Below are 19288 nucleotides of genomic sequence, written 5' to 3'. Positions count from 1 at the left end.
AGGCTTCCTTCTGTACAAAATTTTATACCGGTTGTTTTTCGCAAGTCAAGCTTTTTTCGGCGTGCCTGCGAACAACGTCAACGGTACAGACGTTGCACATGAATGACTATTCGTCCGGATGGCTAACAATAAAAAACCCGGCACATGAGGCCGGGTTTTTGCATGCGTTGAAGCTGGCTTATCGCATTATTCAGTTTCCACTGCCGCGTGCGATGCGTCGCTGTCTGACCGATTCTGCGAGTCCTTCGAGCACCGCCACGCTATCGTCCCAACCGATACACGGATCGGTGATGCTCTGACCGTAGGTCAATGTGCAGCCTTCCTGCAGATCCTGGCGGCCTGCTACCAGATGCGATTCGACCATCACGCCGACAATCCGCTCATCGCCGCCCGCAATCTGCCGGCCGATATCCGTGCACACCGGAATCTGGTTCTCGTGTTTCTTCGAGGCGTTCGCGTGGCTCGCATCGATCATCAGACGCGCGGCGAGCCCCGCCTTGCCGATGTCCGCGCACGCGATGTTGACGCTGTCCGCATCGTAGTTCGGCGTTTTGCCGCCGCGCAGAATGATGTGGCAGTCTTCGTTGCCCGCCGTCGAGACGATCGCCGAATGGCCGCCCTTGGTCACCGACAGGAAATGGTGCGGCTGCGATGCCGCCTTGATCGCGTCGACTGCGATCTTCACGTTGCCGTCCGTGCCGTTCTTGAAGCCGACCGGACACGACAGTCCCGACGCCAGTTCGCGATGCACTTGCGATTCGGTCGTGCGTGCGCCGATGGCGCCCCACGAAATCAGATCCGCGATGTATTGCGGGCTGATCATGTCGAGATATTCGGTGCCCGCCGGCAGGCCGAGTTCGTTGATGTGCAGCAGCAGTTCGCGCGCGGTGCGCAGGCCGTCGTTGATCTTGAAGCTGTCGTCGAGATACGGGTCGTTGATGAGCCCCTTCCAGCCGACCGTCGTGCGCGGCTTCTCGAAGTACACACGCATCACGATTTCGAGTTCGCCCGCGAGGCGCCGGCGCTGTTCGATCAGACGTCCCGCGTACTCGAGCGCGGCTTTCGGATCGTGGATCGAGCACGGACCGATGATCACGATCAGGCGATCGTCCATGCCGTGCAGAATCCGATGCAGCGCCTGCCGTGCGTTGAAGATCAGGTCCGATTCTTTTTCACTGCACGGGAATTCGCGGATCAGGTGGGCCGGCGGAGTGAGTTCCTTGAGCTCGCGAATGCGGACGTCGTCGGTATTGTGCGGGGGCATGTTGTTCTCCAGATGCGGTTCGTAGCGTGTCGGTTCGTTGCGTATATACGGAGCCGGTTGTGGACTACCGGTTGTGAATCGGGAAGCAAAAAAAAACCGTCAGACTCGCTGACGGTTTTTCGGGAATTTCGGGTTTGCCTTTTATGCGCTAACACCCCTCTCGATCCGCCAGCGGTCTGAGATGCCAAAAGAAATAAAAATAAAACCTGGCGGACATGACGAGCGAAAGTTGAAGTGAGTGGTGCAAAAAAAGGTTGAGTGGCTTTATACCGCGGGCAAGCTCAATTGACAAGCCGCAGCCGGTAAAAATGCGGGAAATCCGCACGCTTCGCGCGAAAATTGCGGAAAGCGTGCGTTCTGACCGCGATCAGACTGTCCCGCCTACCGTCATCCTGTCGATGCGCAGCGTCGGCTGGCCGACGCCCACCGGCACGCTCTGGCCTTCCTTGCCGCACACGCCGACGCCGGTATCCAGCGACATGTCGTTGCCGATCATGCTGACGTATTTCAGCGACTCAGGCCCGCTGCCGATCAGCGTCGCGCCCTTCACCGGGTAGCTGATCTTGCCGTTCTCGATCATGTAGGCCTCGGACGCCGAGAACACAAACTTGCCGTTCGTGATGTCGACCTGCCCGCCGCCGAAGTTCACCGCATAGAGACCGTTCTTCACCGAGGCGATGATTTCCTGCGGATCCTTGTCGCCGTTCAGCATGTACGTGTTGGTCATGCGCGGCATCGGCAGCGCGGCATACGATTCGCGGCGCGCGTTGCCGGTCACCGGCATCTTCATCAGGCGCGCGTTCAGCGTGTCCTGGATGTAGCCCTTCAGGATGCCGTCTTCGATCAGCGTCGTGCACTGCGTCGCATTGCCTTCGTCGTCGATATTCAGCGACCCGCGGCGATTCGGCAGCGTGCCGTCGTCGACGACGGTCACGCCCTTCGCCGCGACCTGCTCGCCGATGCGGCCGGCGAACGCGGACGAGCCCTTGCGGTTGAAGTCGCCTTCGAGCCCGTGACCGATCGCCTCGTGCAGCAGCACGCCCGGCCAGCCGGGCCCGAGCACGACGGTCATCGCGCCGGCCGGAGCGGGCCGCGCGTCGAGGTTCACGAGCGCAGCGTGCACCGCGTCGTCGACATAGCGCGACAGCACGGCGTCGGTGAAATAGCCATAGTCGAAACGGCCGCCGCCGCCGCCGGTGCCGATTTCACGGCGCCCGTTCTGCTCGGCGATCACCGTCACCGACACGCGCACGAGCGGCCGGATATCCGCGGCGAGCGCACCGTCGCTGCGCGCCACGAGCACGACGTCGTATTCGCCGGCGAGCCCGGCCATCACCTGGGTGATACGCGGGTCGCGGCTGCGCGCCATCTGTTCGACGCGTTCGAGCAGCTTTACTTTCGCGGTCGCGTCGAGCGAATGCAGCGGATCCGACGGCAGGTACAGATCGCGGCCTGCGACGCCGGTGAGCGATGCCGCCGCCTTGATCTTCTGCTTGCCGCCGCCGGCCTTCGCGATCGCGCGCGTGGCGATCGCCGCCTGGCGGATCGCGTCGGGCGACAGGTCGTCCGAGTACGCGAACGCGGTGCGCTCGCCGGACACGGCGCGCACACCGACGCCCTGGTCGATGCTGAAGCTGCCGGATTTGACGATGCCTTCTTCGAGACTCCACGCTTCGCTGCGCGTGGCCTGGAAATAGAGATCCGCGTAGTCGACGCGATGCGTGAAGATCTCGGCGAGCGTGCGGGTCAGCAGGGCTTCGTCGAGGCCGTAGGGCGTGAGGAGTACGTCCTTGGCGGTCGCGAGATTACGGATGCTGGGTTCGATGATGTTCATGCGAAGTAGGCTCAGCTCGATTCAAGGGTTCGGACGGCGTGCATTGGCTTAACCATATGGGTGACGGCCGATGCGCTTTCAATGTGGCAGTGTTCGGCAATGCATGCGATTGCGTACGCGAGCGCGACGACATGGCAGCGCTAGCCCAGCACCCGATGGCGCCAGGCCGGCAGGCTTTGCCGCACTTCGTCGATGCGGGCACGCTCGATCGTGCCGGCGACAACGCCCGCACCTTCTTCGCGGACATCGAGAATGTCGCCCCACGGGTCGATCAGCATGCTATGTCCCCACGTACGGCGGCCGTTCTCGTGCTTGCCGCCTTGCGCGGCGGCGAGCACGTAGCACTGGTTTTCGACCGCTCGCGCGCGCAGCAGCATTTCCCAATGCGCGCGGCCGGTCGTATACGTAAACGCGGACGGCACGACGATCAGCGCGCAGTCGCCGAGGCGCCGGTACAGCTCCGGAAAGCGCAGATCGTAGCAGACCGACAGGCCGACCCGCCCGAACGGCGCCTCGAACGTGCGTACCGCGTCGCCGGGACGGATCGTGCGCGCTTCGTCGAACGATTCGTCACCTTTTTCAAAATTGAACAGGTGGATCTTGTCGTAGCGGGCGGCTTCGCGGCCTTCCGGGTCGAACACGAGTGTCGTATTCAGCACGCGCGACGGTTCCGGTGCGGTGAGCGGCAGTGTGCCGCCGATTACCCACACGCGATGCCGACGCGCGGCGTCCGATAGAAAGCGCTGGATCGGGCCGTCGCGGTAGGGCTCGCGCACAGTGAGCTTGTCGGTGTCCTTGAAGCCCATGAAGCAGAAATACTCGGGCAGCAGCACGAGTTGCGCGCCGTCGGCGGCGGCTTGCGCGATCAGGTTTTCCGCATCGGCAAGGTTGCGCTCGCGTTCCGGCGAACTGACCATTTGCAGCGCCGCAACGCGGTAGATGGCTGCGGGTGGTGCCGATCCGGCAGGTGAAGATGGCGCGTGTTGGTCGCTCATGAGTGTGTCGAAAGACTTCCTTCAGGACGGCGCAAGTCGCGTGCCGCGCACGTTGGCCGGTCATGGCGCAGACTGCGCGACGCAAGCGGTGTCGGGCGGCGGGATGCCGGCGAAAACGCGCGAGCCGCGAGCCAGCCGGGCATGTTGCGGAGCAAATGCGCCGGCATGGCCAACACGGCATCGCTGCGGCACCCCGTTGTGCGGCGCCTCCTGCTCCTTCATCGGAGCACAGCCGCGTCCGCCGCGGGTACTTCGCCCATCTTACCGCGATCGCCGTGGACCCGCTCGACGTGCGGTTTCGCCCATGAACCGGTGATCGCGTAGTCGAGCACGAACGCGTGCTCGAGCGACTGCGACAGCGCGATGTCGCCGACCAGCGCCGCGAGACCCAGAAACGGGTTGATGATCGTCGCGGCCACCACGCCCGCGCCCGCGCTGACCGTCGGGATCACGCGCACGTTCAGATCCTGCGTTTCGTGCGCAAGGTCGATGCTGCCGTTCATTTCCGCGCGCGCCGGCGCGGTGACCAGTTTGAAGTTGTCGGTGCGGCCGATGCCGTCGTGGATTTCGCCGGTGCCGGTCACGCTGGTGAACGGCAATCCTTCGCCGATCACGTCGCGAAAGTTCATCGTCGCGAAGCGCGCAAGGCTTTGCAGGCTCAGTACGCCGAGCAGCTTCGCGACGCCCGGATCGACCTTCAGAATCTGGCCGTGGCGCAGGTCGACCGACAGGTTGCCGTTGAGCGTCGGGTAGTCGATCCGGGCGGGGCCGCCGCGCCACGCAACATTCCCCGACAGCGTGCCTTCGCCGTCTTTCAGCGTGCGCGCCATGCCGGCGCGCTCGAGCAGCGCACCGGCATTCTTCACGTCGAGCTTGAAATCGACCACGGTGCGGCGCGGCGCGTTTTCGTCGGTCACCGCGCCGAATTCGCGCAGCGTGCGCCAGTTCGCTGTCGCGGTGAGCGTCGCGGCCGGGTTGCTGAGGGCGAGCTTGTCGAGCTGCCAGACCGGCTCGCCGTCTTCCTCGAAGTTGTGCGCGTCGACCTCGAGCCGCCCGAGATCGCGCCCGCGCACGATCACTTCGTTGACGACGAGGTCGATCGTCGGCATGTTCTGCGCGGGCTGCTGCATTGCCGATCCGAGCAGATCGTTTTCGGTTGCCGACGGAATCACGAGCCGCGCGAGGCGCGCCTGCAGCGTGCCGGGCGAATCGCGGGTCGGGCCCGGCAGCCAGGACACGTGACCCGACACCTGGTTCGATGCGATGTTCGCCTGCCATTTCCGGTCGTCGTGCGATGCACCGACGACGACGCCTTCCCAGTGGCGCTTGAGCAGTGTGAGCGTACCGATGTGCAGCGCGAAGCGGTTCGGCACGAACTGCGCGACGGTCTCGCTCGGCGGAACGGGCGCGACGCCCTGGTTCGCGTTGCGCATCTGCAGGAACAGCGCGCGCCACGCGTCCGCATCGAGCGTGTCGAGATCGACCGCGGCGGTCACGCCTTCGGCGGGCAGGTCCGCGGGCCGGTTCACGCCGATTGCGCCGCGCACGACCTTCGGCATCGTGTGCGGTTCGCCGCGCAGCAGATAGGTCGCGGCGATCGGGCCGAAGCTCAGGTCCGCGCGCTGCAGGCCGCTGCTATCTCCGTTCGCGGGAGGTTTGAACGTCACGCTGAGCGGCATCGGCGTGCCGACCGGCTTGTTGAACGGCGCGGGAAAGTCGAGGCCGAGGCCGCTCAGATCCGAATGCGCGGCGATGTCGGGCAGGCGGCCCTTCGCGCCGCGCACGCTGAGGTCGTACGGCGCGCCACCCTGGATATGGCTCAGCACCTGCGGCGCGAGACCGTGCAGATCGAGCTCGCGTGCCGCTTCGACCGCGACATGTCCGTTCACGTCGAGCGCGTAGGCGCCGTTTTGCTGGAGTCCGCCGTTCGCATGGATATCGCCGCCGAAAAAGCGCCCCGCCAGGTTGTCGAGCTGCGCGGTGTGCTCGGTGAAATGCACCTTGCCGGTGAGTTGCGACAGCGGCGGCACTTTTTCCATCGCGAGGCGGTTGTGCTCGAACGTGATCGAGCCGGCCACGCTGATGCGCGGCCGCGGCGCGCGCGGGTCGAGTGGCGCGCGCGGCACGGTCAGCTTCAACGCGAGCGCGGCGGGACCGTCCGCCTGCACCTTTTGCGTGATGTGCTTCGACATGATGCCAAGCGAGCTGTCGTCGACATAGTCGAGCATATCCGCGAGCGGCCCGTGCCCGTTGCCGGTGATGACGAGGCTCGATGCGCGGTTGCCGAGATCGTCGATCTTGCCGGTGACCTTGTTGATCGCCACCTGCTTGTAATGCGCGTGATCGACGTCGAAGCGCAGCAGGTTTTCTTTCAGCCGGAACACGCCGTCGATGCCGTCGAAGCCGGGCCAGATGTTCGGCGTGCCGTTCTTCATCGTGCGCGGCGGATACGGCGTCGGATCGAAGCGGCCACCGGTGAACGGCGCGACGATCCGGAACACGCCGGCGTTCGGGTCGCGCGAGTACGGGAATTTGTCGAGGTTGCCATGTATCTCGATCGTCGCGCCGCGCGATACGCCGGCCTGCAGGCCGTGCCCGAGATAGAGGCGCAGCTTCTCGCTGATGCTGGTCGGCAGATAGCGGACGATGCGCGATACCTTTGCGTGCTCGAATTTCGCGTTCAGATCGAGCGAGCCGCGTCCCTGCCCGGCGTTCGAGTAACTGGCGCTGGCGCGTGCGACGGTGTCGTCGTTGGCGACCGTGAGCTCCGCGATGTCCACCTTGAACGCCTTGTGCTTGTTGCCGGGCGCGATGGCCGGTGCGACCGTCCAGCTACCTTTGCCCTGCAGCCGGTCGAAGGTGAGGCGCGGGTCGTCGAAGACGCCCGGCAGCGTGATGGCCGCATGCGTCGTATCGAGCGTGATCGAGCCTTGCCTTTCATTCGCGTCGATCTTGCCCCACAGATTCTCGACGCCCGGAATGCCCGCGCGCGGGTGGCCGCGCGCGGTCAGTCCCGGCGGCGGTTCCTGGGCGGCGACGCTGATGCCTTGCAGATCGGCCTTGAATGTGTAGCGCGCGATCGGCCCGGCGCTGGCCTCTTCGCGTTCGACTGCCGCCTGTCCTGACTCCGGCTTTTCACGCTCGACTTCGATCGTGTAGTTCGACACGATGCCGCGCGGATTGAACCGCACGAAATTGTTCAGCAACCGGCGCGGCAGCGGCAGCGCACGGCTGAATTCCGCGAGGATGCCGAGATCGACGCGATCGCCCGACACGCTGAAGAGTTGTCCGTGCTGCACGCTCTGTTTGCGAAAGCGGCTGTTCAGCGTGGACAGCGCGAGCGTGCGCGTGACGGGGGTGCCGTCCGGCAGCGGCGGCTGGCCGAGTTCCGCGCGCAGATTGTGCAATTGCAACGTGTACTCGTCGGCTTCGTGCGCGAAGGTCCACGAAAAGCGCGCGACCGGCAGATCGAGCTTCGGCTGCGCGGGCCTGACGCGCAGCGCGATGTCGCTGCCGGACAGTTCGCCGGTGGCCGACAGGATCCGCCCTTGCGCGAACTCGACCCAGATCGCGTTGTCGATGCGGCCGGCGTAGGTGGCGATCGGGAAGTCGATGTAGCGCGCGAGCATCGGCAGATCGACCGGCCCCGTCGATACGTAAGCGCTGCCGCTCCAGTTGATCGGCTTGCCCATCGCGCCGCTGCGTGCATTTCTGAAATGCGCGCGAAAATCGAGCGGGCCCATCAGGACCTTGCCGTCCGCGGGCGCCTGCAGCGCGAAGCGGTGCTCGTCGCCATCGTTCAGGATCGCGAGCCGGATGTTCTGCAGTGCAATTTCCGGCACGTCGTGCGTCGCGTCACGCCAGCGCAGCGTGCCGCCGCGCAGCACCATGGCCTGCTGACGCAAAAGCCACGTCGAGAACGTGTCGTTGCCGCTGTGGCCGGACGGCAGCTGCACGCCGGCAACCGATAGCGTGCCGTCGCCGTTGCGCTCGACGAGCAGATCGGGCTGATCGACGACGAGGCTCGAGAGGATCGGCTTCAGTTTCCACAGCGAGCTCCACGACACGGTCGCGGTCGCATGCGGCAGGGATAGCGCGACGTGGCCGTCGCGATCGCGGATGGTCAGATCGGTGACTTCGACGCCGGGCTGGAAGCTGATCCAGTGCGGCGTGAGCCGACCGATCGACAGCTGCGCGTGGATTTTCTCGGAAATCGCCGCTTCGATGCGCGGCCGGAAAGATTCGATCTGCGGCAGCACCACATAGCGCAGACCGAGCACGAGCAACAACGTGAGGAAGTACGCGACCAGCGCGACGCCCAATACCACGTGCAACGTATGCCGCAGCACTACATGGTCGCCTCCGCTGTCTTGCCGGACGCGCCCTGCGTCATGCCGGTCGGCGGGTAGGTTTCGCTCGGACATGCTGAGGCAAGTTGGGCGTATGGTAGTTTTGCGGTCTAACGATGAAATGTATCACAACGAGTCGCCGGCTCGTACTTCCGGCAAACCCTGTGCCGGCGCGGCCTGGCGGTGAGGCTGCCGGACTTTTGCAACGCGTTGCGCAGGTGTGTGCACGGACTGGTTCACCGGCGAGCCCCTGTGCCAAATCCTAGAAATGAGCGTAGCAACGAGCGAGCCCGTTTTCCCATGACCGATATGACGTTGTTGAGTTCCAGCTATTCGCACTACGCGTCTCGCGCGTTTGCGGCTCGCCCCGGGCTTGCGGAGCGGGTCGCCTTGCTTGCATCGGCGCCCGTCACGCGCGAGCGGATCGATGCGCGCCTCGATGAATTGTGTGCCGCGTTGTGCGCAAGCGCGGATGCGTCGCTCACCGACGACGCACTGAAACAGGCGCTGCGGCAACTGCGCACGGAGGTGTTTTGCGCCACGATGGAGCGCGACCTCGCCGGCCTCGCGGATGTTGCGGAAGTCACCGGCGCGATGACCGATCTTGCGGAAGCGACGATCCAGCGCGCGCTGGCCGTGCTGTCCGCGGAATTCGACACGCTGTATGGCGAACCGCGCGGCCCGGACGGCGAGCGGCTCACGCTTGGCGTGGTGGGCATGGGCAAGCTCGGCGGGCGTGAGCTGAACGTCTCGTCGGATATCGATCTGATCTTTGTCTACGAAGACGATGGCGAAACGGCTGGCGGCCAGCGCGCGGCGATTGCCACCCAGGAGTACTTCACGCGGCTCGGCAAACGGCTGATCGGCGCGCTCGCCGAAGCGACCAGCGACGGCTATGTGTTTCGCGTCGACATGCGGCTGCGCCCGAATGGCGATTCGGGACCGCTCGTATGCAGCCTCGGCATGCTCGAAGAGTATTTCTATGTGCAGGGGCGCGAGTGGGAGCGCTATGCGTGGATCAAAGGGCGGCTCGTGTCGGAGCACGGCAGCCCCGCGGCGCGGCGCCTCGCGAAGCTGCTCGCGGCGATCGTTCAGCCGTTCATCTATCGCCGCTATCTGGACTTCGGCGTGATCGGCGCGATTCGCGCGCTGCATCTGCAGATTCGTCAGGAGGCGCAGCGCCGTGCGTCGATGCGTCCGGACAAGGCCGACGATATCAAGCTCGGGCGCGGCGGCATTCGCGAAATCGAGTTCAGCGCGCAGGTGTTCCAGCTGATCCGCGGCGGTCAGGACGCCGGTTTCCGGATCCGCCCGACGCTGGCCGTTCTGCGACATGCGGCGGCGCGCGGCCTGATCGCCGCGCCGGTATGCACGGCGCTCACCGATGCGTACCGTTTTCTGCGTCAACTCGAGCACCGGCTGCAATACCGCAACGACGCGCAGACGCACGCGATGCCGGTCGACGAGGACGAGCGCGCGAGCCTCGCGCAGTCGATGGGCTTTGCCAGCTACGGCGCGTTGATGACGACGCTCGATTGGCATCGTGAGCGCGTCGAGCAGCAGTTCGACCAGATTTTCGCCGACAAGGTGAATGGCGACGGCGGCTGCGCGGCGCCTGAAGACGGCGCGGCCGCATGGGTGTGGAGCAGCGCACTTGCGGACGATAGCGCCGGCGACGCGCTCGCCGCGCGGCTCGTCGAACTCGGTATTGCCGAGCCCGCCGGATTGCTGGACCGGCTGCGCGCGGTGTGGCAGTCGGCGCGTTATTTGGGGTTGCCCGAGCGCAGCCGGCAACGTTTTGACATCGTCGCGCAGCGTACGCTCGAAGCCGCGCGCACGCTCGAGCCGCCAGAGCGGCGCGGCGATACGGTCGCACGCCTGTTCGATCTGCTCGAAGCGGTGAGCCGGCGCGGCGCGTATCTGGCGCTATTGACCGAATATCCGCATGCGCTGCGCCGCGTGCTGGCGGTGCTCGGCGCGTCGCGCTGGGCGGCCGGGTATCTGATCCGGCATCCGCAGTTGCTCGACGAGCTGCTCGACGACGAAGCCATGGCAAGCCCGTTCGACTGGCCCGAGTTCAAGCGCACGCTGCGCCTGCGGCTTGCCGCGGCCGACGGCGTCGAGCAGCAGATGGACCTGCTGCGTCATGCGCACCAGGCCGAGGTGTTCCGGATTCTGCTGATCGATCTGGCGGGCAAGCTGAGTGTCGAGCACGTCAGCGATCGCTTGTCCGAACTGGCCGATGCGGTGCTCGACGTGACCATCGAAGCGGTCTGGAATCAGCTCGCAAAGCGCCACCGCGACGTGCCGCGCTTTGCGATCATCGCGTACGGCAAGCTGGGCGGGAAGGAACTCGGCTATGCGTCGGACCTCGATCTGATCTTTTTGTACGACGATCCGGCCGACGTCGCGCCTGATGTGTATGCGACATTCACGCGCCGCCTGATCTCGTGGTTTACCACGTCGACCGGCGCGGGCACGCTGTTCGATATCGATTTGCGCCTGCGGCCGAACGGCGAATCCGGGCTGCTCGTCACGGATCTCGACGCGTTTCGCCGTTATCAGCTGCGCGAAGGGGATGCGGCGAATACCGCGTGGGTCTGGGAGCATCAGGCGCTGACGCGCGCGCGGTACTGCGCCGGCGATACGCAGATCGGCGCGCAGTTCGAGGCGATCCGCGAGCAGGTGTTGACGATGCCGCGCGACGCCGCGCCGCTTGCGAAGGAAATCGTCGAGATGCGCGAGCGGGTCGAGACCGGTCACCCGAATCGCACGCCGCTTTTCGATCTGAAGCACGACCGCGGCGGCATGGTCGATATCGAGTTCACCGTTCAGTATTGGGTGCTGCTGCATGCGGCGCGCGATCCGGAGTTGATTCGCAACACCGGCAATATTGCGCTGCTGCGCGAGGTGTCGCGTTTCGGCATGATGAGCGGCGACGAAGCGGAGACGGTCGGCGCGGCCTACCGGCGGTATCGCAAGCTGCAGCACAAGTTGCGCCTCGACGGGATGGAGAAGGCGCGCGTCGAACCGGAAGCGATTGTGGCGGAGCGTGACGCGGTGTTGCGGCTCTGGAAACGGGTGTTCGGGTAGCGCAGCCGACAGGCGATTGATGAATTGATAGAGCGATCGCCTCGCGGGTAGCTGATGAAGCCGCCGGCATTCGCGCGGGCGGCTTCGTTCGTGTCATGCAGTCAGCATTTCCTTCGCGTGCTTGCGCGTGGTCGCGGTGATCTCGAGACCGCCCAGCATCCGCGCGACTTCCTCGATCCGGCTCGTCCTGTCGAGCGGCGTCACGGTGCTGACCGTGCCGCTCTTGCCGTTCGTGCTCTTCGCGACCTGGAAGTGATGATCGCCGCGCGCCGCGACTTGCGGCAAGTGCGTGACGCACAAGACCTGCCGGTCGCGGCCGAGTTGATGCAACAGGCGCCCGACGACTTCCGCGACGCCGCCGCCAATGCCGGTGTCGACCTCGTCGAAGATCAGCGTCGGGGTTGGACTCGCGGTGCTGGCGATTACCGCGAGCGCGAGGCTGATGCGCGCGAGTTCGCCGCCCGACGCGACTTTCGCAAGCGGCCGCAACGGCACGCCCGCGTGACCGGCGACGCGAAACTCGATCTGCTCGAGCCCATGTGCGCCGCCTTCCGGCAACGCGACCAGCGCCACGTCGAAGCTGCCGCCGGCCATCGAGAGTTCCTGCATGCCGGTGGTCACCGCCGCGCCGAGCGCCTTGGCCGCTTTCGTGCGCGCTTTCGACAGCTTTCTGGCCTCGGCCAGGTAAGCATCCTTCGCCTTGCTCTCGGCGGCACGCAGGCTGTCGAGGTCGGCTGCGGCGTCGAGCGCGTCCAGTTGCGCGCGGCGCGCCTGATGTTCTTCGGGCAGGGCCTCCGGCCGCAACCGGAATTTACGCGCGGCCGAGTGCAGCGCGTCGAGCCTTTTCTCGACTTCGGCGAGGCGATCGGGATCGAGTTCGAGGCGCTGCGCATAGTGCGACAGCGAGTAGGCCGCTTCCTGCAACTGGATTTCGGCGGGTTCGAGGGCGGCCAGCGCATCGTTCAGCGCGGAGTCGATTTCCGCGAGGTCGCGCAGTTTCGAGATGATCGTGCCGAGATGCGCGATCATCGCGTCGTCCGATTCGGACAGCGCGCCAAGCGCGCCTTGCACGCCATCAATCAGATTGGCCGAATGCGACAGACGGCGGTGCTCGCTATTCACCTCTTCCCATTCGCCCGGCTGCGGCGCGAGCTTGTCGAGTTCGGCAAGCTGCCACGCCAGCCGTTCGCGCTCGAGTTGCAACTCGCGGTCGCGCGTCTGCGCATGCTCGACCGCTTGTGCCGCGTCACGCCAGCCGCGCCACGCGCGCGACACGGCGGCGGCGACGTCGGTGAGTCCCGCATGCGTATCGAACAGCTCGCGCTGCGCGTCCGGGCGCATCAACAGTTGATGCGCATGCTGGCCGTGAATGTCGACCAGCATTTCGCCGACTTCGCGCAACTGCGCAAGCGTCGCGACGGTGCCGTTGATGAATGCCCGCGAGCGGCCGTTCGTATCGATTACGCGACGCAGCAGCACCGTGCCGTCGTGCGCATCGCCGTCTTCGGCTTGCGACGACGCGAGCGCCTGCGCGTCGAGCCATTGGTCGACTAGCGCATGCGTATCGAATTCCGCGGTGATGTCGGCGCGCGTTTCGCCGGTGCGCACGACGCTCGCATCGGCGCGTGCGCCGAGCGCGAGCGCCAGCGCGTCGATCAGGATGGACTTGCCGGCGCCGGTTTCACCGGAGAAAACCGAAAAGCCGCTGTCGAATTCGAGGTCGAGTGCGGCGACGATGACGAAATCGCGAATCGAGAGGTGACGAAGCATGAGGTCGGCTGGTCGGTGGTGTCCGGCGGCGTGCGGTTCGGTTCAGTGGACGGGCGTGCGATGGTCTGGGCGGTGGGCGGTCCGGTCGGTTCGATCGGACGGCGCTCCAGTGCGTTCGATCGGATCAGTCTTCGTCTTCGTCGCTGTCATGCGACGGATATTCATTCCAGTGCAACTTCTTGCGCAGCGTCGCGTAGTAGCTATATCCGACCGGATGCAGGAACGGCACCATATGGCGCGAGCGGCGCACCTCGATCGTGTCGTTCAGTTCCAGCGACGTGAACGACTGCATGTCGAAGTTCACGTTGACGTCGCGCCCGGACACGATCTGGATGCCGACGTTCGACTGGTCCGGCAGCACGATCGGCCGGTTCGATAGCGCGTGCGGCGCAATCGGCACGAGCACGATGCCCTCGAGTTGCGGATGCAGGATGGGCCCGTTCGACGACAGCGCATAAGCGGTCGAGCCGGTGGGCGTCGCGACGATCAGGCCGTCCGAGCGCTGGTTGTACATGAAGCGGCCATCCACCGACACACGCAGTTCCGCCATGCCCGATACGCCGCTGCGGTTCACCACCACGTCGTTGAATGCGAGCGCCTGGTAGATCGGCTCGCCCGCGCGCATGATGCGCGCCTCGAGCAGCATGCGGTCCTCGCGCTCGAAGCTGCCGCTGAGCATTTGCGGGACGATGTTCTGCATGTCCGAAATCGGGATGTCGGTGATGAAGCCCAGCCGGCCATGGTTGATGCCGATAAGCGGCGTCTTGTATGGCGCGAGCTGGCGGCCGATGCCGAGCATCGTGCCGTCGCCGCCGAGCACGACCGCGACGTCGGCGCGCGCGCCGATTTCGGCGGGCCGCAGCGCCGGATAGCCGGTTGCGCCAATCTCCGCGGCAATCTGCGTTTCGAACACGACCTCGAACCCGCGCCTCGCGATGCACGAGGCGAGTTGCATCAGCGGCTCGCCGATGCCGGGCGTCTGGGTGCGCCCGACGAGCGCAACGGTTTTGAAGAGGCTGGTTGCTTGCATGCCGGCATTACACCATAGCTGCGTGCCGAAAAGAACCGCCGCCGCGCGCGGCACCGCGCGCCGGCGGGCGTCGTCGCGAGCGGGCGACGGCGTCCGGCGTGTCGCCGATTATCGCTAGAATGGTGAAGCGCTGATGACAGCGGCTGGCGGCCGGGCTCGCGGGCGGCTGCGCGAGCGCGTCGGGTGCCGCGCCGCGCGCGAGACGACCGGCGCGCTTCGCAGCGGCGCTGTGCTTCGCATCGGGCGGCGCGAAGGGTCGGCGGGCGGGCTTCGCCGGTGCGGTTAAAGCTCGCGGCAGCGTCGTCATTGAGCTAAACTTTTCCGTCATGTTAGATCCTCGCGCACAAACCCTCCTCAAAACGCTGATCGAGCGGTATATCGCCGAAGGTCAGCCGGTCGGATCGCGTACGTTGTCGCGGTTCTCCGGGCTCGAACTGAGCCCGGCGACCATCCGCAACGTCATGTCCGACCTCGAGGATCTCGGTCTGGTGATCAGTCCGCATACATCGGCTGGGCGCATACCGACGCCGCGCGGGTACCGGCTTTTTGTCGATACGATGTTGACCGTCGAATCGGTCGCCGACGAAGACGCGGTCACGCGGGCTGTCAAAAAGACGTTGCAGGCCGACACGCTGCAGGCGGGCGAGCCGCAAAAGATCGTCGCGGCGGCGGCGAGCGTGCTGTCCAACCTGTCGCAGTTCGCGGGTGTGGTGTCGACGCCGCGCCGCAGCCACGTTTTCAAACAGATCGAATTCATGCGCCTGTCCGACAAGCGCATTCTGCTCATCATCGTCACGCCCGAAGGCGACGTGCAGAACCGCATGATGGCGACGCAGCGCGACTTTACGCTGGGCGAACTCACCGAAGCGTCGAACTACATCAATGCACATTTCGCGGGGCTGTCGTTCGACGAAGTGCGGCGCCGGCTGCGCGAAGAAATCGACCAGCTGCGCGGCGACATGACGACGCTGATGCACGCCGCGGTGACGGCGAGCACCGATGAAACCGATACCGGCGAAACCGTGCTGATTTCGGGCGAACGCAAGCTGCTCGAAGTGGCCGACCTGTCGTCGGACATGGCGCGGTTGCGCAAGCTTTTCGATGTGTTCGATCAAAAGACCAGCCTCCTTCAGTTGCTCGACGTGTCGAGCCACGCGCAAGGCGTGCAGATTTTCATTGGCGGCGAGTCGAATCTCGTACCGATCGAGGAAATGAGCGTCGTGACTGCACCGTACGAGGTGAACGGCAAGATTGTCGGTACGCTCGGCGTGATCGGGCCGACACGCATGGCCTACAACCGCGTGATTCCGATTGTCGACATCACCGCGCGCCTTCTTTCGTTGACGCTCAGCCAGCAGTAACCGGGTTTGGCGGCCGGTTTGTGTGAACCGGTACGCTGTCTTTGCTGCTATGCCCAGCTGCATGCTGGTGCGCAAACCGGCCTTCATCATGCGTTACCGCGCGTTGCTTGCCAATCTGCCGAATGGCCAGCTTTCGGCCACCAACCGCGCCGCTATAATGGCCTTCACCTGGACGATTGACGTCCTTCGCGACTTTTGTCGTTTATCCGTTGGACGTTCGTCCTTTTGATGTAGCCCGTAACCTATGCATTTTGATCTCGAGCGGCCTTCGCAGCCTGCAGTCGCGCACCGCGTCGCGGTTTTGCTGATCAATCTCGGCACGCCCGATGCCCCTACGCCGGGTGCGGTGCGGCGCTATCTCGCGCAGTTCCTGTCCGATCCGCGCGTGGTCGAAATTCCGGCGTTGCTGTGGCAGATCATCCTGCGCACGGCAGTCCTGCCGTTTCGCAGTCCGGCGTCAGCGAAGAAGTATGCGGCGGTGTGGATGCCCGAAGGGTCGCCGCTCAGGGTCTATACGGAAAAGCAGGTGGAAGGTCTGCGGCAACTGCTGCACGCGAACGAATACGCGGTGATTGTCGACTACGCGATGCGCTACGGCACGCCTGACATCCCGGCGATGCTGAATCAGTTGAAACTCGCGGGGGCGGAGCGGGTGTTGCTGATGCCGATGTACCCGCAGTATTCGTCATCGACTACCGCTACCGCGTTCGACGCCGCGTTCGGCGCGCTCAAGCGAATGCGCAATCAGCCCGAAATCCGTACGGTGCGACAGTATGCGGATCACCCTGCGTATATCGCCGCGCTTGCGGCGCAGGTAAATCACTATTGGCATCTGCACGGCCGTCCGGATTTTGCCGCCGGGGACAAGCTCATGCTGAGTTTTCACGGCGTGCCCAAACGTACGCTGGACCTCGGCGATCCGTACCATGAGCAATGCCAGCAAACCGCCGCGCTGCTGATGCATGCGCTCGGGCTGACGGCGGTGGAGTGTCGCGTTACATTTCAGTCGCGCTTTGGCAAGGCCGAATGGCTTCAGCCCTATACCGCGCCTACGGTGAAGGAACTGGGTGCCGCGGGCGTGCGGCGCGTCGATGTATTTTGTCCCGGCTTCACCGCCGATTGCCTTGAGACAATCGAGGAAATCGGCATGGAAGTCCGCGACGAATTCATCCACGCGGGCGGCAAGGAGTTTCATGCGATCGCCTGCCTGAATGCATCGCCCGCCTGGATCGCCGCGCTGGGCGAAATCGTCGCGCAGCATCTGCAGGGTTGGCCGGTTCAGAAGAGCGTGCCGCAGCCGGCTGTGGCCGCGTCATGAGCGCGCGGTGTTACGAGCGCGGCAGCGGCGCTGCTCTCGACCGCTCACGGACGCCACATCGGCTCGCCAGCGGCGGCGGGCATGGTATCTGCGCCGGTTATCCGCTAACCCATTTCGTGTATCGCTGTATTGGGGCGGCGTTCCAGGCGCTTGAATGACTGACAGATGAACTACAGGATTTCGACCGAACCGGGCGCACGGTTGCGCATCGACAAATGGCTATGGGCCGCACGCTTTTTCAAGACGCGGTCGCTGGCGGCAGACGCAGTCGACAAAGGGCGTGTGCGTATCGGCGGCGCGTCCGTCAAGCCCTCGAAGGACGTGCGTGTCGGCGACCTCGTCGAAATCGAGATCGAACGCGTCGTCTGGCAAGTGCGGGTGTTGGGGGTGTGCGATGTGCGAGGGCCGGCTGCGGTCGCACAGACGCTTTACGCGGAAACGGACGAGGGCGGGGTGAAGCGGCAGGCTGAGCTGGATCGGCGCAAGCACTTCCGGGAGCCGACGGCCTCGCTGCATGGCCGCCCGACGAAACGCGACCGGCGCATTATCGACAAACTTTCAGGTGGGGATTGAACAGCTGTTCCATGGTTGCGTGCACACCGCCATACTCGGTGGTGTGATCGTTGACTGCACCGGACATGCAGATGGTCGTGGTTCCCGCAATGAGCACCAAGGCGACCACCGAGATAGCGAAGGTCAGTTTCACGGTACTCCCCTTGGAGATGCGCAATGGAAACGGGCGGTTCACGGTGGTAAGCGATACGTCAGATTAGGGTAAACATGTCTTTTCCGACGTTCCCAACGAGTTTAGGCCACTCGCGAATCGCGCTCAATCTCAATATGATGGCGGGCAAGAAATGATTGTAACGGCGAGTTTCCTACATCGTTTTTTGCCCCGTTGCGGTGCAATAAGAGTTGGCCTGCCGCTTGAAAGCTGGAGGCCGTGCCCTTATCTGCAGCGCTGTTGAGCGGTTGGCGCGTTGTGAATTTACAACGAGCGGTGTGTGGTTGAACCGTCCGGTCAAATCGGTCGGCGATGCCGGAAGCATCGGGCACCGCACCGGCCGCTTGGTGGTTTTTATTCATTATCGACTTTCAGCGACATGGAAAACACGCAAGAGAACCCGACGAGCCAGAATCCCTCGCCTACCGACGCCGCCGCGCGCCAGGCCGCCGATGCGGCGCAGCAGGCAGCAGGCGCAGCCGATGCGTCGGCCGCGAACGCGCCGTCGAGCGCTGACGCCGCACTCGCCGAAGCTCAGGCGAAGGTCGCCGAGTTGCAGGAGAGCTTCCTGCGCGCAAAGGCCGAAACCGAAAACGTGCGCCGCCGTGCGCAGGAAGACGTCGCGAAGGCGCACAAATTCGCGATCGAGAATTTCGCCGAGTACTTGCTGCCGGTGGTCGACAGTCTGGAAGCCGCTGTCGCGCACTCGTCGGATGACCTTGCGAAGGTTCGCGAGGGCGTCGAGCTGACGTTGCGCCAGTTGGCCGGCGCGCTCGAGAAGGGGCGCGTGGTTGCGCTGAATCCGATCGGCGAGAAGTTCGATCCGCATCGCCATCAGGCGATTTCGATGGTGCCGGCCGAGCAGGAGGCGAACACCGTCGTCAGCGTGCTGCAAAAGGGCTACGTGATCAACGACCGGGTGCTGCGGCCGGCGCTGGTCACGGTTGCGCAGCCGAAGTAAGCGACGCCCAGGCCGACGGCGCTCTGCCGTCCGGCGTTCCATGCAATTCAGGTTTTTCGTATTCGAGCTTTATGGCCAGCATCCCTGTTGACGCATCCGCCTTTGCCGCTTTCGATATGCAGGAGCTGAGCGCTGATTCGTTCGACGCCGGCTTGCAGTCGGCGGGCGACGAACTGGCGGTCGTGTTTTTCTGGGGTGTCGACTGTTTCAACTGCGAGATCGCGAAGAAGGCGATGCTCGCGAAACCCGATGCGATCCGCGCGCTCGGCCTGAAATGGTTTCACAGCAACGTCTATGAGCACCGCGAGCTTGGCCGTCGCTTCGTGCTGCACGGCGTGCCGACGTGGTTTTTCTTCCATCGCGGCAAGCGCCTTGGCCGCGCGACCGGCTGGCACGGGCTCGCTCAGTTCGAGGCTGCGGTGGCGGCGGCACGCGAGAAAATCCGCGCGGCCGCGCACGGCGCCGACCCGGCTGCGGGTTTCACCCAGGGCGCTGCCGGAGACGCGATCCGGGCCGTCCCGACGGCGCCAGCGATTGAAAAAAATTAAAGACCGCATCGTGTTCAAGGTCTTGAAAACGCTACCGGCGC

14 protein-coding genes are annotated in these 19288 nt (G+C 64.8%); 6 read left to right on the top strand and 8 right to left on the bottom strand.

The window, feature by feature from the left end; genetic code table 11:
* Positions 1-190: 190 nt before the first annotated feature.
* The 4 genes from aroG to HV675_RS03935 all read right to left on the bottom strand — a co-directional run bounded on the left by aroG (position 191) and on the right by HV675_RS03935 (position 8517).
* Entirely contained in the window at positions 191-1264 is a 1074-nt protein-coding gene (aroG, locus tag HV675_RS03950; protein WP_175109458.1) for a 3-deoxy-7-phosphoheptulonate synthase AroG, read from the bottom strand.
* A 367-nt stretch (positions 1265-1631) separates the two neighbouring features.
* Positions 1632-3098: a metalloprotease TldD gene (tldD, locus tag HV675_RS03945; RefSeq protein WP_175109457.1), complete on the bottom strand. Its 1467-nt coding sequence runs from the start codon at positions 3096-3098 to the stop codon at positions 1632-1634.
* Between the two features lie 140 nt (positions 3099-3238).
* A complete protein-coding gene (locus tag HV675_RS03940) occupies positions 3239-4093 on the bottom strand; it encodes a carbon-nitrogen hydrolase family protein (protein ID WP_175109456.1) in 855 nt (284 codons plus the stop codon).
* 218 nt (positions 4094-4311) lie between these two features.
* The gene (locus HV675_RS03935; RefSeq protein ID WP_175109455.1) at positions 4312-8517 is read right to left on the bottom strand and encodes a YhdP family phospholipid transporter; all 4206 of its coding nucleotides are present in this window, start codon (positions 8515-8517) and stop codon (positions 4312-4314) included.
* 225 nt (positions 8518-8742) lie between these two features.
* Here HV675_RS03935 and glnE point away from each other — a divergent pair, with 225 nt between their 5' ends.
* Positions 8743-11535 carry a bifunctional [glutamate--ammonia ligase]-adenylyl-L-tyrosine phosphorylase/[glutamate--ammonia-ligase] adenylyltransferase gene (gene glnE, locus HV675_RS03930; protein WP_175109454.1) on the top strand — a complete coding sequence of 931 codons (2793 nt, stop codon included), beginning with the start codon at positions 8743-8745 and terminating at the stop codon, positions 11533-11535.
* Between the two features lie 93 nt (positions 11536-11628).
* Here the strand turns inward: glnE and recN are convergent, their stop codons facing one another.
* Both recN and HV675_RS03920 read right to left on the bottom strand, forming a co-directional pair.
* Positions 11629-13305, bottom strand: coding sequence for a DNA repair protein RecN (gene recN, locus HV675_RS03925; RefSeq protein ID WP_175109453.1), 1677 nt, complete (start codon positions 13303-13305; stop codon positions 11629-11631).
* Between the two features lie 124 nt (positions 13306-13429).
* Complete coding sequence (locus HV675_RS03920; RefSeq protein ID WP_175109452.1) at positions 13430-14335, bottom strand: NAD kinase; 906 nt, start codon at positions 14333-14335, stop codon at positions 13430-13432.
* Between the two features lie 326 nt (positions 14336-14661).
* Here HV675_RS03920 and hrcA point away from each other — a divergent pair, with 326 nt between their 5' ends.
* The 3 genes from hrcA to HV675_RS03905 all read left to right on the top strand — a co-directional run bounded on the left by hrcA (position 14662) and on the right by HV675_RS03905 (position 17587).
* Positions 14662-15696, top strand: a complete 1035-nt coding sequence (gene hrcA / locus HV675_RS03915; RefSeq protein WP_175109451.1) for a heat-inducible transcriptional repressor HrcA — start codon at positions 14662-14664, stop codon at positions 15694-15696.
* A gap of 244 nt (positions 15697-15940) precedes the next feature.
* Positions 15941-17014: a ferrochelatase gene (hemH, locus tag HV675_RS03910; RefSeq protein ID WP_175109450.1), complete on the top strand. Its 1074-nt coding sequence runs from the start codon at positions 15941-15943 to the stop codon at positions 17012-17014.
* A gap of 165 nt (positions 17015-17179) precedes the next feature.
* A complete protein-coding gene (locus HV675_RS03905) occupies positions 17180-17587 on the top strand; it encodes an RNA-binding S4 domain-containing protein (protein ID WP_175109449.1) in 408 nt (135 codons plus the stop codon).
* Here HV675_RS03905 and HV675_RS03900 read toward each other — a convergent pair.
* Both HV675_RS03900 and HV675_RS03895 read right to left on the bottom strand, forming a co-directional pair.
* Complete coding sequence (locus HV675_RS03900) at positions 17559-17720, bottom strand: hypothetical protein (RefSeq protein ID WP_012431795.1); 162 nt, start codon at positions 17718-17720, stop codon at positions 17559-17561. The genes HV675_RS03905 and HV675_RS03900 overlap by 29 nt on opposite strands.
* Before the next feature lie 101 nt (positions 17721-17821).
* A complete protein-coding gene (locus tag HV675_RS03895) occupies positions 17822-18100 on the bottom strand; it encodes a hypothetical protein (protein ID WP_175109448.1) in 279 nt (92 codons plus the stop codon).
* A gap of 17 nt (positions 18101-18117) precedes the next feature.
* Here HV675_RS03895 and grpE point away from each other — a divergent pair, with 17 nt between their 5' ends.
* Together grpE and HV675_RS03885 are read left to right on the top strand one after the other, a co-directional pair.
* Positions 18118-18699 carry a nucleotide exchange factor GrpE gene (gene grpE / locus HV675_RS03890; protein WP_175109447.1) on the top strand — a complete coding sequence of 194 codons (582 nt, stop codon included), beginning with the start codon at positions 18118-18120 and terminating at the stop codon, positions 18697-18699.
* A 71-nt stretch (positions 18700-18770) separates the two neighbouring features.
* Positions 18771-19247 (top strand): thioredoxin family protein, encoded by a 477-nt coding sequence (locus tag HV675_RS03885; protein ID WP_175109446.1) that lies wholly within the window; start codon positions 18771-18773, stop codon positions 19245-19247.
* Positions 19248-19288: the final 41 nt, after the last annotated feature.

The sequence above is a fragment of the Paraburkholderia solisilvae genome (assembly GCF_902859875.1).
Taxonomy (GTDB): Bacteria; Pseudomonadota; Gammaproteobacteria; order Burkholderiales; family Burkholderiaceae; genus Paraburkholderia; species Paraburkholderia solisilvae.
This window is presented reverse-complemented; position numbering and strand designations above follow the sequence as displayed.

What these genes read in the sequence shown, in the direction of transcription:
- HV675_RS03920 (WP_175109452.1), bottom strand. Translation starts at nt 14,335, where the DNA reads ATGCAAGCAACCAGCCTCTTCAAAACCGTTGCGCTCGTCGGGCGCACC.
- hrcA (WP_175109451.1), top strand. Translation starts at nt 14,662, where the DNA reads ATGTTAGATCCTCGCGCACAAACCCTCCTCAAAACGCTGATCGAGCGG.
- HV675_RS03885 (WP_175109446.1), top strand. Translation starts at nt 18,771, where the DNA reads ATGGCCAGCATCCCTGTTGACGCATCCGCCTTTGCCGCTTTCGATATG.
- HV675_RS03935 (WP_175109455.1), bottom strand. Translation starts at nt 8,517, where the DNA reads ATGTCCGAGCGAAACCTACCCGCCGACCGGCATGACGCAGGGCGCGTC.
- grpE (WP_175109447.1), top strand. Translation starts at nt 18,118, where the DNA reads ATGGAAAACACGCAAGAGAACCCGACGAGCCAGAATCCCTCGCCTACC.
- tldD (WP_175109457.1), bottom strand. Translation starts at nt 3,098, where the DNA reads ATGAACATCATCGAACCCAGCATCCGTAATCTCGCGACCGCCAAGGAC.
- HV675_RS03895 (WP_175109448.1), bottom strand. Translation starts at nt 18,100, where the DNA reads ATGAATAAAAACCACCAAGCGGCCGGTGCGGTGCCCGATGCTTCCGGC.
- hemH (WP_175109450.1), top strand. Translation starts at nt 15,941, where the DNA reads ATGCATTTTGATCTCGAGCGGCCTTCGCAGCCTGCAGTCGCGCACCGC.
- recN (WP_175109453.1), bottom strand. Translation starts at nt 13,305, where the DNA reads ATGCTTCGTCACCTCTCGATTCGCGATTTCGTCATCGTCGCCGCACTC.
- HV675_RS03905 (WP_175109449.1), top strand. Translation starts at nt 17,180, where the DNA reads ATGAACTACAGGATTTCGACCGAACCGGGCGCACGGTTGCGCATCGAC.
- aroG (WP_175109458.1), bottom strand. Translation starts at nt 1,264, where the DNA reads ATGCCCCCGCACAATACCGACGACGTCCGCATTCGCGAGCTCAAGGAA.
- glnE (WP_175109454.1), top strand. Translation starts at nt 8,743, where the DNA reads ATGACCGATATGACGTTGTTGAGTTCCAGCTATTCGCACTACGCGTCT.
- HV675_RS03940 (WP_175109456.1), bottom strand. Translation starts at nt 4,093, where the DNA reads ATGAGCGACCAACACGCGCCATCTTCACCTGCCGGATCGGCACCACCC.